At 61.6% G+C, this 12,061-nt stretch carries 14 protein-coding genes; 7 read left to right on the top strand and 7 right to left on the bottom strand.

Annotated features, from left to right (window positions below; translation table 11 throughout):
* Window positions 1–8: 8 nt before the first annotated feature.
* A complete protein-coding gene (locus K3179_RS09825; RefSeq protein ID WP_221564506.1) occupies window positions 9–425 on the top strand; it encodes a hypothetical protein in 417 nt (138 codons plus the stop codon).
* A 23-nt stretch (window positions 426–448) separates the two neighbouring features.
* On the opposite strand, the gene K3179_RS09820 is transcribed toward K3179_RS09825, so the two are convergent.
* Window positions 449–1,465, bottom strand: a complete 1,017-nt coding sequence (locus K3179_RS09820; RefSeq protein WP_090481325.1) for a polyprenyl synthetase family protein — start codon at window positions 1,463–1,465, stop codon at window positions 449–451.
* A 67-nt stretch (window positions 1,466–1,532) separates the two neighbouring features.
* Between K3179_RS09820 and K3179_RS09815 the strand changes: the two genes are divergently transcribed.
* Window positions 1,533–1,841 (top strand): chorismate mutase, encoded by a 309-nt coding sequence (locus K3179_RS09815; RefSeq protein ID WP_221564504.1) that lies wholly within the window; start codon window positions 1,533–1,535, stop codon window positions 1,839–1,841.
* Here K3179_RS09815 and K3179_RS09810 read toward each other — a convergent pair.
* The 4 genes from K3179_RS09810 to K3179_RS09795 all read right to left on the bottom strand — a co-directional run bounded on the left by K3179_RS09810 (window position 1,838) and on the right by K3179_RS09795 (window position 5,146).
* Window positions 1,838–3,325: a sensor histidine kinase gene (locus tag K3179_RS09810; RefSeq protein WP_425594750.1), complete on the bottom strand. Its 1,488-nt coding sequence runs from the start codon at window positions 3,323–3,325 to the stop codon at window positions 1,838–1,840. The two genes, K3179_RS09815 and K3179_RS09810, sit on opposite strands and share 4 nt — an antisense overlap.
* On the bottom strand, window positions 3,276–3,953 hold the full coding sequence (locus tag K3179_RS09805) for a response regulator transcription factor (RefSeq protein ID WP_221564502.1): 678 nt from the start codon (window positions 3,951–3,953) through the stop codon (window positions 3,276–3,278). The genes K3179_RS09810 and K3179_RS09805 overlap by 50 nt, the downstream gene beginning before the upstream one ends.
* A 105-nt stretch (window positions 3,954–4,058) precedes the next feature.
* Window positions 4,059–4,364 carry a PepSY domain-containing protein gene (locus K3179_RS09800; protein ID WP_221564500.1) on the bottom strand — a complete coding sequence of 102 codons (306 nt, stop codon included), beginning with the start codon at window positions 4,362–4,364 and terminating at the stop codon, window positions 4,059–4,061.
* Between the two features lie 62 nt (window positions 4,365–4,426).
* Window positions 4,427–5,146, bottom strand: coding sequence for an SIMPL domain-containing protein (locus K3179_RS09795; RefSeq protein ID WP_221564498.1), 720 nt, complete (start codon window positions 5,144–5,146; stop codon window positions 4,427–4,429).
* A 128-nt stretch (window positions 5,147–5,274) separates the two neighbouring features.
* On the opposite strand from K3179_RS09795, the gene K3179_RS09790 reads away from it, so the two are divergent.
* The 3 genes from K3179_RS09790 to K3179_RS09780 are packed head-to-tail and all read left to right on the top strand — an operon-like array spanning window position 5,275 to window position 9,273.
* Window positions 5,275–6,849: an amidohydrolase family protein gene (locus tag K3179_RS09790; protein ID WP_221564496.1), complete on the top strand. Its 1,575-nt coding sequence runs from the start codon at window positions 5,275–5,277 to the stop codon at window positions 6,847–6,849.
* A 43-nt stretch (window positions 6,850–6,892) separates the two neighbouring features.
* Window positions 6,893–8,698, top strand: a complete 1,806-nt coding sequence (locus K3179_RS09785) for an ABC-F family ATP-binding cassette domain-containing protein (RefSeq protein WP_221564494.1) — start codon at window positions 6,893–6,895, stop codon at window positions 8,696–8,698.
* Window positions 8,695–9,273: a uracil-DNA glycosylase family protein gene (locus tag K3179_RS09780; RefSeq protein ID WP_247712929.1), complete on the top strand. Its 579-nt coding sequence runs from the start codon at window positions 8,695–8,697 to the stop codon at window positions 9,271–9,273. Before K3179_RS09785 ends, K3179_RS09780 begins: the two co-directional genes overlap by 4 nt.
* Here K3179_RS09780 and K3179_RS09775 read toward each other — a convergent pair.
* Window positions 9,258–9,731 carry a DUF6456 domain-containing protein gene (locus K3179_RS09775; protein ID WP_221565536.1) on the bottom strand — a complete coding sequence of 158 codons (474 nt, stop codon included), beginning with the start codon at window positions 9,729–9,731 and terminating at the stop codon, window positions 9,258–9,260. The genes K3179_RS09780 and K3179_RS09775 overlap by 16 nt on opposite strands.
* Before the next feature lie 105 nt (window positions 9,732–9,836).
* Here K3179_RS09775 and K3179_RS09770 point away from each other — a divergent pair, with 105 nt between their 5' ends.
* Window positions 9,837–10,745, top strand: coding sequence for an IS1595 family transposase (locus tag K3179_RS09770; RefSeq protein WP_221564492.1), 909 nt, complete (start codon window positions 9,837–9,839; stop codon window positions 10,743–10,745).
* A 445-nt stretch (window positions 10,746–11,190) separates the two neighbouring features.
* Here the strand turns inward: K3179_RS09770 and K3179_RS09765 are convergent, their stop codons facing one another.
* Window positions 11,191–11,337 (bottom strand): hypothetical protein, encoded by a 147-nt coding sequence (locus K3179_RS09765; protein ID WP_221564490.1) that lies wholly within the window; start codon window positions 11,335–11,337, stop codon window positions 11,191–11,193.
* Here K3179_RS09765 and K3179_RS09760 point away from each other — a divergent pair.
* Entirely contained in the window at window positions 11,336–11,908 is a 573-nt protein-coding gene (locus K3179_RS09760) for a hypothetical protein (RefSeq protein ID WP_221564488.1), read from the top strand. The genes K3179_RS09765 and K3179_RS09760 overlap by 2 nt on opposite strands.
* Window positions 11,909–12,061: the final 153 nt, after the last annotated feature.

Here is a 12,061-nt window from a genome sequence, read left to right as displayed (position 1 = left end):
AGATCGCGATGGGAAAATATCTCGGTTTGGCCATGTCGAGCATCGCGCTTGCGTCATGTTCTGCAGAGGGCGGTCCGGTCTTCGGGCCAGAATTCCCTCAGCGGGGCACGTATGCTTCGCAATCGACAGAGATGGATGTCGAGTTGCCGTCGTCGGAAGCTTTTATCGACATATCGTCCGAAGACGATCTGCGACGCTTCGTGCTAAGCAAGGTTTTCTCCGACAATTGCGATGACACACCGATTGAATTGGACGGAAATTCTTTCAAGTCGGTATGGAGTTGCAGGCTTCAAGGACCGCAGTCCTACCCCGTAGACGTGTCTGTTCAATGGGCGCGCGATTTCCTGCAGATTCGCACAGATTACGAGGTAAGCGGTTATCCCTTATGGCACGAGAGAAGCTATCGCCTCATCGAGGCGCAGTAGTTCTTCTCTTCGCTGGGGAAAGCTCAATGCCCGCGTGCGACCGCGAACAGTGCCGCCTGTGCCATCGCCTGGCGGGCCTTGCCATCGGGGAAGATCGATAGCGCGTCGATTGCGCGCTGGGCGAAGTGGCGGGCCCGTGCCTTGGTGTCGGCAACGGCGTTGTACTTGCCGATCAGGCGGATCGCTTCGGCCAGGTCTTCATCGCCTGAACGGAACCCGGCGATCGCCGATTTCCAGAAAGCGCGCTCTTCCTCGTTGCCGCGTGCGTAGGCGAGAATGACCGGCAGGGTCATCTTACCTTCGCGGAAATCGTCGCCCTGGTCCTTGCCCATTTGCGCCGCGTCTGCATCGTAGTCGAGCGCGTCGTCGACCAGCTGAAAGGCAACCCCGAGGTTGCGTCCGTATTCATCGAGCGCGCGCTCTTCTTCCTCACCGCATTCCGCGACGACGGCGGCAATTCGGCTCGCCGCGGCGAACAGGGCTGCGGTCTTGGCGCGGATGATGTGGAGGTAGCGTTCCTCGCTCGTGTCGATCTTGCGCTGGGCGGTCAGCTGGTCGACCTCGCCTTCCGCGATGATCGCACTGGCACCGGACAGGATCTTCAACACCTTCAGGCTGCCGTCCTCGGTCATCAGTTCGAACGAACGGCTGAAAAGGAAATCGCCGACCAGGACGGTCGCGGGATTGCCGTAGATGATATTGGCCGCCGCCTTGCCGCGCCTCAGATCGCTGCCATCGACGACATCGTCGTGGAGCAGCGTGGCGGTGTGGATGAACTCGACCGCCGCGGCGAGCTTGTAATGGCGAGTCCCGCTATACCCGACCAGTTCCGCCCCGGCGAGCGTCAGCATGGGCCGCAGCCGCTTGCCGCCGCCCGAAATAAGGTGTCCGGCCAGCGCAGGGATCAGCGGCACCTCGCTCTGCATCCGGTCGAGAATGACCTGATTGACCTGGTTCATGCCCGAGGCGGTGAGCGCGAGCATGGGATCGATCGAGGGCTGCGGGCCCTTGCGCGGGAGGGGTACGACGTCGGCTGTCATTGCAACTTGGCCATGCGCTGCACATGCTTTCTTGGCAAGAGAGCAATTGATGATAGCTTGGCAAGCAATGACGCAAACGGCGCAACCTCAACCGGGGGACGACAAGGTCCTGGCCGGCTATCGCAAGAGCATCGACAACATCGATGCGGCTATCGTTCACATGCTCGCCGAACGCTTTCGCATCACGCAGGCGGTCGGGGAATACAAGGCGAAGGTGACGCTGCCTCCGGCCGACCCCAACCGCGAGAAAGAGCAGATCGCGCGCCTGCGCCGCCTGGCAGAGGAAAGCGAGTTAGACCCCGAGTTCAGCGAGAAATTCCTGCGTTTCATCATCGACGAAGTCATTCGCCACCACGAACGGGCGCGTGGGAGTTAACCCGCCCGAGGCAGGCTGAGCTTCACGAGAAGTCCGCCGAGGTCTTCGCTCTCGTCGAGTTCGACCAAGCCGCCGTAGATTTCCGCCACGTCCCGAACGATCGCGAGGCCGAGGCCAGTGCCCGGCTTTCCCGTGTCCAGCCGCGCGCCGCGGTCGAATATGCGGGCACGCTCGCTTTCGGGAATGCCGGTGCCGTCATCCTCGACCCAGATGGTGCACAGCTCTTCATCGCGTGCGGCATCGATCGTCACGAAGACGCTGCCGCCGCCATACTTGGCCGCGTTCTCGATGAGATTGCCGAGGATTTCGTCGAGATCCTGCCGCTCGATCGAGACGGCGGACAGCTTATTTCCGTCGAGGTCGAAGCGGGTGTTCTCATAGATGCGCGTCACGGCTCGCAAGACGCTTTCCGCGCTGGGCCAGACATCGGCGCGCGCATGGCCGCTTGCCCGCCGTCCGACCGCCCTCGCCCGCGCAAGGTGGTGTTCGACGTGGCGCTGCATGGTCTTGGTTTCGCGGCACACGAGGTCGGACAGCTTGGGATCGTGCGCGGTGGCGGCATTGGTGAGGACCGTCAGCGGGGTCTTGAGCGCATGGGCGAGATTGCCCGCGTGCATCCTCGCTTCCTCTGCCTGCTTTTCACTATGCGCGAGCAATCCGTTGATCTCTTCCACCAGCGGCTCGACCTCCAGCGGAAGCGGTTCGGTAATGCGGTTCGCCCCTTCCGAACGCATGGACTGGATCGCAGCACGCACGCGTCGCAGCGGCGACAGGCCATAGTAGCTTTGCAGGATCGCCATGATCAGGAGGCCAAGGCCAAGCACGGCGAAGCTCCAGATCAGGATCGAACGGATCCGGGCAATCTGGTAATCGAGTTCCTCGCGAGCGGATGCGACGGTGAAGGTCCACACCACATCGCTATCGGGCAGTTCAACGTTGCGCTCCACCACCCGCAGCGGTTCGCCGTCGAACTGGTAGGAATCGTAATAATGCGGATCGTTGTCGCGATGCGATCCATCGACCGTCAGTGTGCGGTCCCATAGGCTACGACTGGGAAAGGTTTCGCGCCCCTCCCCGCTGATCTGCCAGTACACGCCGCTGTATGGTTCGAGAAAACGCTGGTCGCCCAGGGAGCGATAGGTCCAGACCTCGCCATTGTTGTCGATCTCCGCAGACGAGATCAGCGCGGTCAGCACATATTCCAGCTGGTTGTCGAAATTGTTCTGCACCAGCCGCGTCAGCGTGCGGTCCAGCGCAAAGCCTCCGCCCACCAGCAAGAGGCCGATCCAGACGGCCGCGATGACCATCATGCGCTTGGCAAGGCTGCGTTGCGGCGGCTTGGCGTCCGGCAGCGTCACGGGGCCGGCGGGCGGCGCAGACGCGTCACCGGGCGGAATATCCGCCGCGCGACGCGCCTCGCCAGCCGGAGTATCCTCAGGCTCGGGGCGCGTCAGCGGGGTCGTCGAGGCTGTACCCAAGTCCACGGATAGTCGTGATTACCTCTGCACCCAGTTTCTTGCGGATGCGCGTAACGAAGACCTCGATCGTATTGGAATCGCGGTCGAAATCCTGATCGTAAATGTGCTCGATCAGTTCGGTGCGGCTGACCACCTTGCCCTTGTGGTGCATGAGGTAGCTCAGCAGCTTGTATTCCTGCGCCGTCAGCTTGACCGGCTCGCCCGCCAGCGTGACGCGGCCCGAACGGGTGTCCAGGCGGACCTGTCCGGCTGTCAGTTCGCTCGAGGTATTGCCCGAAGCGCGGCGGATGAGAGCGCGCAGGCGGGCGATAAGCTCTTCGGTCTGAAACGGCTTGGCGAGATAGTCGTCCGCGCCTGCGTCGAGGCCGGCGACCTTGTCCGACCAGCTGTCGCGCGCGGTGAGCACCAGGACGGGGAACTTGCGCCCTTCCTTACGCCACATGCCAAGCACGGTCAGACCGTCGATCTCGGGCAGCCCGAGGTCGAGGATCACAGCATCGTAATCTTCGGTGGAACCGAGGAAGTGCCCGTCTTCGCCATCGGTCGACAAGTCGACCGCATAGCCGTTCTGCTCGAGAGTGGTCTTGAGCTGCTGGCCGAGCGTAGGTTCGTCCTCGACAATCAGGATCCGCATGAATTTCCGTCCTTGTAATCTGCGTAAAGCGTGTCGTTCATGTAGATGAACGCGTCAAGATGAACGGAGTTTCTTGTTCCCTGATCAGACCACGTGTTGGACGGATCAGCGGCTTCGGCGCAGCACGCGGCCGGTGCGAGCATCGACGTCGACGAACTTCACCTTGCCGTCCTTGATGAACTTCAGGCGGTAGGCCATCGCGGTCGAATCATAGTCGAAACCGAGATATTCCGCGTCGCCCATAGAAGGCACGATGCGGTTTTCGATTTCGCGGGCGCGCATGATATTGCCTGCCCGCATTTCCTTGCGTGCTTCGCCCTGGTCGGTGCGACGCTGCGCCTCTGCCGGGGTCGCCATAAGCGGGCCGGCCACGAGACCGAAAGCGAGGAAGGATGCAAGCAGGCGTTTCATGATGCTTTAGTGACTACTCCCGAGCCATTGAACAAGTCGTGAATGTGCACGTTCACAATGGTTCAGCGGGTCATCTCGTATTTCACTGTTACGTTGACGCCGGTGCTAACGAGGCCGGGCTGGACCGGAGCCGACTGGTCGGCAGCGGCCTCGAGAGAGGCGGTGCGCACCACAGGGTACGGACCCGGCGAGCGACCGGTGATCGTCTCGTTCACTTCCAGCAGGCGAATGCCGCTAAATCCCGCAAGCTGCGCATACTCGAGCGCCTGTTCGCGGCCCCGCTGCATCGCCGTGGCCCTTGCACGAGCCTTGGCTTGCGCGTCGTCTTCGAGGCTGAAGCGCGGACCGTCGAGATTGGTCGCGCCCGCCACGACAAGCGCGTCGAGCACTTTGCCGGTCTCGTCGATATTGCGCAGCTTCACGCTGACCTGGTTCATCGCCTGGTAGCCGCGGAAAACCTGGCGCTGCTGGCGTTGGTCGTAATCGTAGCGCGCGTTCAGGTTGATGCCGGAGGTCTGGATATCCCGCTCCGCCACGCCCAGCGCCTTGATCCGGTCGATCACCTTGCGCATCTCGACCGAATTCTGTCGCAGGGCTTCGACTGCAGTGGGTGCGTTGGTCACCACGCCTGCGCCCACATTCACGATGTCGGGCTCCGCCTCGATCTGCTCGGTAATGCTGAGCTCCACGACGGGGCCGGTCGCCGCGATCTGCACTTCGGCAGCCTGTGCGGTACCGGCCATCGCAAGCGCTGCGAGAGCTGGGACGGTATGGCGGATCATAACGTAACTCCTTTTGTTGAGACGCGTTTTTCGGCTCCCCACCTTTACCAACGGCTGAACGCCGAGGTTCCCTCCTTTTCATCTTCGTCCGATGGCGGTAGCGCATGCGCAGGAGTAGGGGGACCGGAATGCGGCTTGGCAAATATCTCATCGCGATGGCAGCGGCGACGCTCGGGAGCGGGCTTGCGGCGCAGATGGAGCCGGTGCCCGACATCCAGCCGGGCGAAGCGGAAGGGCCGTTCGGAACGCTGATCGTCTCGGGCGCCACGATGATCGAAGGATCGGGTGCGCCGCCCATGGGTCCGGTCGATATCGTCATCGAGGGCAATCGCATCGCGGCCATCCATGGCGGCGGTGCTCCTGCCGACGTTAAAGCATCGGCGGACCGCGTGATCGATGCCACAGGGATGGCCGTCATGCCCGGCTTCGTGGACACGCACGGCCACAATGGCGATCCGTCCAAGGCTGCGCAGCCCTCCTATGGCTATCGCCTCTGGCTCGCACATGGCGTGACCAGCGTGCGCGGGGTGAGCTTCTATTTCGGACCCGGCCAGCCCGACCTTACCGACCGCCAGCGCAGCGAGGCGAATGCAATCGTTGCCCCGCGCCTGTTCCCTTACGCCGTGTTCGGCGACAAATGGGGCCGCCCCGCCCCGACGACAGAAACCGGAGCGCGCGAATGGGTGCGCTGGGCCGAGGCACAGGGGTTCTGGGGCATCAAGTTCTTCAACTCAGCCATGCCTGACGTGCTCGGCGCGGCGCTGGACGAGGCAGAGAAACAGGGCCTCGGCACGGTCGCCCACCTCGCGCAGCCGGGGGTGCAGAGGGTGAATGCCCGCAAGGCGGTCGAACTGGGCCTCGACGGGATCACGCATTTTTACGGCCACTTCGAAAGCCTTCTCGATGACAATGCGCTGCCCCGTTATCCGCAGGGCTACAATTATTTCGACGAGCAATCGCGTTTCGGCTGGGTCGCCCGCCTCGCCGACCAGGTGGTCGAGCCGCATAGCGAGGAATGGGACGCCTATATCGATTTCCTGATCGAAAGCGGCGTGACGCTCAGCCCCACCTTCAACATCTATTCTGCCAGCCGCGACGTCATGGCCGCGAAAAACCGCGACTGGCATGCGCGTTACAGCCTGCCCTCGCTGATGGATTTCTACGCACCCAGCGCCACCAACCATGGCAGCTATTACAAGGACTGGAGCACGGAAGACGAGGTCGCCTGGCGCAAGTTCTACCGCTACTGGTTCGACCTGACTGCCGAATTCCACCGCCGGGGCGGGCGCGTCACCGCAGGAAGCGATCCGGGTTATATCTACCAGACGTGGGGCTTCGCCTATATCGGCGAGCTCGAAATGCTGCGCGAAGCAGGTCTCAGCCCGCTGGAGGTCATCCGCGCCGCCACCACCGCAGGCGCGCAGGAAATCTACGATCCGCGCGGTGAAGAGGCGCCGATGGGCACGATCCAGGTGGGCAAGCTGGCCGATCTGGTAATCGTCCCGGGCAATCCCCTTGACAATCTCAAGCTGCTCTACGGCACCGGTCACACGAAGCTGAACCGCGAGGCCGGCACAATCGAGCAGGTCGGCGGCGTGCGCTGGACGATCAAGGACGGCGTGATCTACGACGCGCCCAAACTGCTCGAAAGCGTTGCCGCAATGGTGGAAATGCAGAAAGGTTCGCGCGCAGCCGCCCAGTAGGCGCTTGCAGCTTGGGGGCGGCGCGACTACCTCGCGCTGCGTTATGGCACAGCCCCCCATCCTCAGCCTCGAAGGCATGGCCCTCCAACAGGGCGGCAAGTGGCTGTTCGGCGGGCCGGATCACGACCCGCTCGACCTGCATATTGGCCCGCGCGACCGGCTGGCGCTGATCGGCCGCAACGGTGTCGGCAAGACCACGCTTTTCCGCATGATCGACGGCCAGCTGGAAACCGATGCAGGGACGCGCAAGATCAAGCCGGGCACGCGTATCGTCCTGCTTGAACAGGACCCCGATCTTTCTGGCCACTCCACGCTGATGGATTGGGCGCTCGATGGTGCTCACGCGCCGCAAGAGCACGAGGTAGAGGCCATCGCCGGCCAGCTCGGCATCGATATGAGCCGTGCGACCGAGGGCGCCAGCGGCGGCGAGAAGCGCCGCGCCGCCATTGCCCGCGCGCTGGCGCAGGATCCCGACCTGTTGCTGATGGACGAGCCGACGAACCATCTCGATCTGGCGGCCATCGAATTCCTCGAAGGCTGGCTCGACCGCTATCGCGGCGCTTTCTTGGTCATAAGCCACGACCGCACCTTCCTGAAACGCCTGACCCGCGCGACCGTCTGGCTCGACCGCGGCAATCTTCGTCGCAAAGAAGTCGGTTTCGGCGGTTACGAAGCCTGGGAAGAACAGGTCTACGCCGAGGAAGCGCGCGCGGCAGAAAAGCTCGACGCGAAGCTGAAGCTAGAGGCGCACTGGCTGGAGCGCGGCGTCACCGCGCGGCGCAAGCGCAACCAGGGCAGGCTGGAAAAATTATGGCAGATGCGCGCGCAGCGCGCCTCGATGATTGCGAGCGCGGGCACCGCCAAGCTGAAGCTGGCGACTGAAGAGGACTTCAAGTCCAAGTCGGTTATCGTCGCGGAAGGCATCACCAAGTCTTACGGCGAGCGCACGATCATCAAGCCGTTCAACCTGCGCATCCAGCGCGGCGACCGGATCGGCATTGTCGGCTCCAACGGTGCAGGCAAGACGACGCTGCTGAAAATGCTGACCGGCGAACTGGAACCCGACAGCGGCACGGTGGAAATCGCCAAGACCCTGACCGGCGTGATGATCGACCAGCAACGCCAGTTGCTCACCGACGACAAGACCGTCCGCCAGGTGCTGGCCGAAGGCGGCGACTGGATCGACGTGCGCGGCAACCGCAAGCACGTGCAGGGCTATCTCAAGGAATTCCTGTTCGACCCCAAGATCGTCGACATGAAAGTCGCGGTCCTGTCCGGCGGCGAACGTTCGCGGCTGCTTCTGGCGCGCGAATTCGCCAAGGCATCGAACCTCCTCGTGCTGGACGAGCCGACCAACGATCTCGACCTCGAAACGCTGGACCTCCTGCAGGAAGTGATCGCGGATTACGAAGGCACCGTGCTGATCGTCAGCCACGATCGCGACTTCCTCGATCGCACCGTCACCATCACGCTCGGCCTCGACGGTACCGGCAAGGTCGATATCGTAGCCGGTGGCTATGAGGACTGGGAAAAAAAACGCCGCGCGCCCGTTCAGGCAAAAGAGAAGCGCCAGGACAAGCCCGCCGCCAAGTCTGCCGAGCAAGTCAGGGCGAAGCCGACGAAACTGTCCTACAAGGACCAGCGCGACCTCGAATTGCTGCCTGCGCGTATAGAGGAACTTGAAGCCGCCATCGCCAAGGGCGAGACGATACTGTCCGACCCCGATCTCTACACCAAGGATCCCAAGAAATTCGCCACGATCAGCGAAGGGATCGAGAACGCCCGGACCGAGAAGGACGCGGCCGAAGAACGCTGGCTGATGCTGGCGGAAATGGCAGAGGCGCTTTGAGCGCAGAAGCGCTTGCATCGCGGATCGCCGCCTGCCGGCTGTGCGAAAAGCACTTGCCCCACGGTGTGCGTCCCGTCGCCAGCTTTTCGCCCGAGGCACGCCTCCTCATCATCGGCCAGGCGCCCGGATCGAAAGTCCATGAAAGCGGCATTCCATGGGACGATGCGAGCGGTGACCGGCTGCGCGAATGGACCGGCCTCACCAAGGAGCAGATGTACGATCCACAGCAGGTCGCGCTCGTCCCGATGGGCTTCTGCTATCCGGGCAAGGCCAGCGGAGGCGACAAACCGCCCCGGCCCGAATGCGCGCCGCTATGGCATGAAAGCGTGCTCGAAATCCTGCCCAAAGACAGACTGACATTGCTCGTCGGTGCTTATGCGCAAGCCTATTACCTTCCGCGCACGCGCCAGCTTTCGATGACTCAGCGTGTCCGGAACTTTGCAGAATACCTGCCGGAATTTCTGCCCCTACCCCACCCCGCATGGCGCTCGACACTATGGATGCGACAGAACCCCTGGTTCGAGGAGCAGGTCCTCCCGCGGCTACGCCAGAACGTCGCTCAGCGGATCCGATAGAAATCGGCCACCCGGTCCAGTGCCAGCCGGAGCACCAGCTTTCCGCTCCTTGCGGGCCAGCCAAGGCCCTTTTCGGCATGGGACAGGCTCTCGCAATTGCAGACGACGTGCCACAGGACATCCTTCAGGCCGCTGCCCGCCAGCGCCATCGCTCCGTCGAAGCGAGCGCGGGCCGCAAGCTGGCGCTCACCCGGCGTCATGCCGTCACCGCCTCCGCCGTCCACGCGGACGGGGTCCCAGCGCATCGTGATTCCCGGGGCGATTTGTGCGCGCTCGTAATCGGCCCGCAACCGCTCGCCTGCATCGAACAGGCGGTCGTCGAGATGGCCCCGCGCATGCGCCCAGGACAGCGGCGATTCCGCGGCATTCACCGTTACGGTTCGCTTTCTGCCTTTCGCCGAGCCTCCCTTGCGAGGGCCTTCTTCGGTCAGCTCGCGTTCGACCAACTGCTTTCGCACCATTCACCTCCATGCCTGTGGAGAGACCGCTTGCATATTATGGCAATTATATACTTTACTTAGCAGTCCACATCTGTCATAAGATGGGTAAGCAAGGAAACCGCCATGAATATCGACATCACCAACCCCATTTTCCATGACGCTGCCAAGGCAGAGGCGCACATCGAAGAAACGCGTTGGGGTGGCGAACCAGTTTGTCCCCATTGTGGTTCGGACAACGTCCACCGCATGAAGGGTAAGACGCAGGCCGGAATGTTCCTTTGCAATGACTGCCGCGACAAGTTCACTGTCCGCACCGGCACCGTCATGGAGCGCAGCCACGTTCCCTTGAACAAGTGGTTGCTTGCTACGCACATCATGGCCGCCTCCAAGAAGGGCATGAGCGCCGCTCAGATGGGCCGCATGATCGGCGTCAGCTACAAGACTGCGTGGTTCCTTTGCCATCGCATTCGTGAAGCCATGGACGGTGCCAATGGCGACGGTCCAATTGGTGGCGCTGGCCAGATCGTCGAAGCAGATGAAACCTATGTAGGCGGCAAGGCCAAAAACCGCGCCTGGGGTCCTGTCCCCAAGAAGCAGATCGTCGTCTCCCTAGTGGAGCGTGGCGGGGCCTCGCGTTCGTTCCATGTTGCCAACGTCCACGCCAACACCCTTCGCGGTGTGCTGGTCCAGAACGTTGACCGTGCATCCAGCCTCATGACCGATGAGCACAAGGGCTACATCAGCGTAGGCAAGGAGTTTACCTCGCATCATGCCGTAAACCACCGCGCAGCGATCTACGCGGAAGGCATGTTCCACTCTAACAGCGCTGAGAACTTCTTTTCGATTTTCAAGCGCGGTGTGGTCGGCACCTACCACCACCTTAGCGAGGCTCACCTTCACCGCTACCTTGCCGAGTTCGATTTACGCGCCAGCACTCGCGACATGAGCGATGCGGAACGCGCAGGCGAAATCATTAAGGGTGGTTTTGGGCGTCGCCTTACTTATCGGCGGACTAATCGTCTCGCCGCCTAAGAAGGTCGTAGCACCCCGCCAGATTGGTGAGCGCCGTAAGCGTTGGACTCGACTCCGATAAAATTTTGCCCCACCATCCAAGGGCATCGGAAAGCATTCGGGGCGGATACCCGAACATGCCGGAAGGTGCATGGTAATGCCAACCAACCTAAACGGGCGTTTTGGACCCGGCTGTGCCGGGCCACCACTAGCGGCGGTGCCGCAATCGCTGCCGCCGAGCTTGGCGTTGGACTCCACATTACCGCTACCATGATCGGCTCGCGACCGTGAATGGTGGGGAGATTGCTCGCAACCTTGCCTCAGTGGTTGCACCAGAAGCTTCTTCGTTTGCCTCTTAGGCTGCGAGCGCTTGCGGCCTTGGGGATCAGTAATGAAAACCAAGACCACGGTAACAATGGTCGTTCAGATCAACCTAGCAAAGTGCCTCTGGCCAATTGCTTGGGCTTTAGTCTGGCTTCTTGCGTGAACGGTTGGGGCGGGCTTCGGCCTGCCCCTTCTTATGCGGCTTGTGCGGCGTTGCCAGCATCCGCTTTAGTGCGGCCTCGCGCCGCGCTTTGGTTTCCTCTTCGGAATAGGTTTCATTGTCTTCCATGGATGAAAACTCCGCTACCTATAACGCCCTCTACGCCGCGCTTGGGCAAGTTGTCTACGAATGGGCATGGCTCGAGGATGATGTAGCAAGCCTAATCATAGCCCTGACAAACGTCCAATCTAAACATCTGATGCAGGATCAGGGGTTTGGAAAGTTCCTTCTTGCCGTGGATGCCAACGTGGATCTGAGAACGAACATCCAGATCGCAAAGGCCCTGACCCGTTATGTCGAGACCGACACTGATTTTAGAGGCCGCGCCGACAAGACCCTAAATTTCATCGGAAACGAACTGAGGAACGATCGAAACCGATACATTCACGACCTTTGGTATGTCGCTGGCGAGCGCTTCATGCGACTAAAGAAGGGCACCACCGTGAAGAGGGTCAAGGGTTCGGGGGAGGTCAAGGTCGACCTTCGCAGTATTACGGAGTTCCAAACTCTAGGCGACGTAAAGGCACTTGTGACTCGTATTCAAAAAGAAAGGCGTAACCTTGGAATTCTCCACGGCGAGCTGGGCGACCTATTTACATATCTTTACGGAGACGAAGAAGGGCCTCCACCAACTCCCTAGGTGAAGCCGGACTTCGCGGGTCGTGCCACGCCATTTCCGAATACAACTCTAGCCCCGCCTCCACCATCTCAGGCGTGACCTCTATAACCTCATTGGTTTCTTTGCTATCGGATGACCGAGCCACTTTCCAAACTCCGAATCATGGGCTGCTAA

It is taken from the genome of Qipengyuania intermedia (genome assembly GCF_019711615.1).
Taxonomy (GTDB): domain Bacteria; phylum Pseudomonadota; class Alphaproteobacteria; order Sphingomonadales; family Sphingomonadaceae; genus Qipengyuania; species Qipengyuania intermedia.
This window is presented reverse-complemented; position numbering and strand designations above follow the sequence as displayed.

What these genes read in the sequence shown, in the direction of transcription:
- K3179_RS09825 (WP_221564506.1), top strand. Translation starts at nt 9, where the DNA reads ATGGGAAAATATCTCGGTTTGGCCATGTCGAGCATCGCGCTTGCGTCA.
- K3179_RS09820 (WP_090481325.1), bottom strand. Translation starts at nt 1,465, where the DNA reads ATGACAGCCGACGTCGTACCCCTCCCGCGCAAGGGCCCGCAGCCCTCG.
- K3179_RS09815 (WP_221564504.1), top strand. Translation starts at nt 1,533, where the DNA reads ATGACGCAAACGGCGCAACCTCAACCGGGGGACGACAAGGTCCTGGCC.
- K3179_RS09805 (WP_221564502.1), bottom strand. Translation starts at nt 3,953, where the DNA reads ATGCGGATCCTGATTGTCGAGGACGAACCTACGCTCGGCCAGCAGCTC.
- K3179_RS09800 (WP_221564500.1), bottom strand. Translation starts at nt 4,364, where the DNA reads ATGAAACGCCTGCTTGCATCCTTCCTCGCTTTCGGTCTCGTGGCCGGC.
- K3179_RS09795 (WP_221564498.1), bottom strand. Translation starts at nt 5,146, where the DNA reads ATGATCCGCCATACCGTCCCAGCTCTCGCAGCGCTTGCGATGGCCGGT.
- K3179_RS09790 (WP_221564496.1), top strand. Translation starts at nt 5,275, where the DNA reads ATGCGGCTTGGCAAATATCTCATCGCGATGGCAGCGGCGACGCTCGGG.
- K3179_RS09785 (WP_221564494.1), top strand. Translation starts at nt 6,893, where the DNA reads ATGGCACAGCCCCCCATCCTCAGCCTCGAAGGCATGGCCCTCCAACAG.
- K3179_RS09770 (WP_221564492.1), top strand. Translation starts at nt 9,837, where the DNA reads ATGAATATCGACATCACCAACCCCATTTTCCATGACGCTGCCAAGGCA.
- K3179_RS09760 (WP_221564488.1), top strand. Translation starts at nt 11,336, where the DNA reads ATGGATGAAAACTCCGCTACCTATAACGCCCTCTACGCCGCGCTTGGG.
- K3179_RS09765 (WP_221564490.1), bottom strand. Translation starts at nt 11,337, where the DNA reads ATGGAAGACAATGAAACCTATTCCGAAGAGGAAACCAAAGCGCGGCGC.